Source organism: Streptomyces sp. NPDC047042, assembly GCF_040644035.1.
Taxonomy (GTDB): Bacteria; Actinomycetota; Actinomycetes; order Streptomycetales; family Streptomycetaceae; genus Streptomyces.
In genome coordinates, this window is record NZ_JBEYVP010000123.1 from 1 (window position 1) to 1,222 (window position 1,222).

The 1,222-nt window shown below is 67.5% G+C and carries 1 protein-coding gene; it reads left to right on the forward strand.

Annotation, left to right across the window (positions count from 1 at the left end):
• Nucleotides 1-106: 106 nt before the first annotated feature.
• The coding region (locus ABZ855_RS48385) for a mechanosensitive ion channel domain-containing protein (RefSeq protein ID WP_360820478.1) at nucleotides 107-1,222 on the forward strand (1,116 nt) is incomplete at its 3' end.

Consider the following 1,222-nt stretch of genomic DNA (forward strand, 5'->3'; position numbering starts at 1 on the left):
CCGACCAAAGCATCGCCCGCATCCTCTCGGCCAAGGGCAAACCGCTGGCGCAGTGCCGCCGCGACCGCGCCCTGACCGCACTCGAACCGGACTACACCTCCGACCGATGAGCGCCACTCCGAAGCCGACGCTGGCGAAAGACCCGGAACTGACCGAGGCCGTATCCGACGCCATCGACGTGGTGTCGAACCCGACCGACCTTGCGATCAATCTGCTGGTGCTGGCCGCCGCCATCGCGGTCGCGGTGCTGATCACGCGCAAGCTCAAGCAGTGGGTAGGGCATCAGCGGCCGAAGCGGCTGGTGTTCGTCGAATACCTGGCCACGCCGGTGCTGACCCTGGCGATCATCGGCGGCTTGAGCCGGTTCGGCGGCGTGCTGGCCAATCCGCTGGTCGGCCTGGCCGGCTCGATGCTCGGGCTGTTCGCGGTCATCCGCCTGCTCGGCGCGCTGATGGAGATCGCGTTCCGGCCGACGCCGCTGCTCAAGTTCATGCTGCGCCTGGTCACCGTGGTGATATGGCTGGCGGCGGTGTTCAGCCTGTTCGAAGACCGCAGCAAGCTGATCGCCAAGGTCTATTCGGCGCACTTCAAGGTCGGCGGCATCGCCTTGTCCAGCGACGGCATGCTCAACGGACTGATCAGCGGCGTGGTGGTGGCGATCGTCGCCCTGTGGGCCGACAAGAGCGTCGGCAATCTGCTGCGCCGCAGCCGCAACCTGCAGCCGAACTTCGTGCTGGCGCTGTCGCGGGTGATGAGCGTGGCGATCTGGATCGTCGCCACCATCCTCATCTTCACCGCCGCCGACATCAACCTCACCGCCCTGGCCGCGTTCGGCGGCGCGCTCGGCATCGGCCTGGGCCTGGGCCTGCAGAAGCTGGCGGCGAGCTACATCAGCGGCCTGATCGTGCTGTTCGAGCAGTCGGTGCGGGTCGGCGACAACATCGTCAGCAACTCGGTGTCCGGCCGGGTCACCCGCATGACCGTGCGCTACACCATGATCCGCACCCGCGACGGCGTGGAGGCGATCGTGCCCAACGACCTGCTGACCAACAACGTGATCGTCAACCAGTCCTGGTCCGACCGCAATCTGCGCCTGGTCTGCGGCGTGCTGGTCAAGGGCGACGCCGACCTGACCCTGGCGCGGGAGCTGTTCGTCGAGGCGATGAACGCGCAGCCGCGGGTGCTGCAGGAGCCGGCGCCGCACATGTACATCACCGGCGTC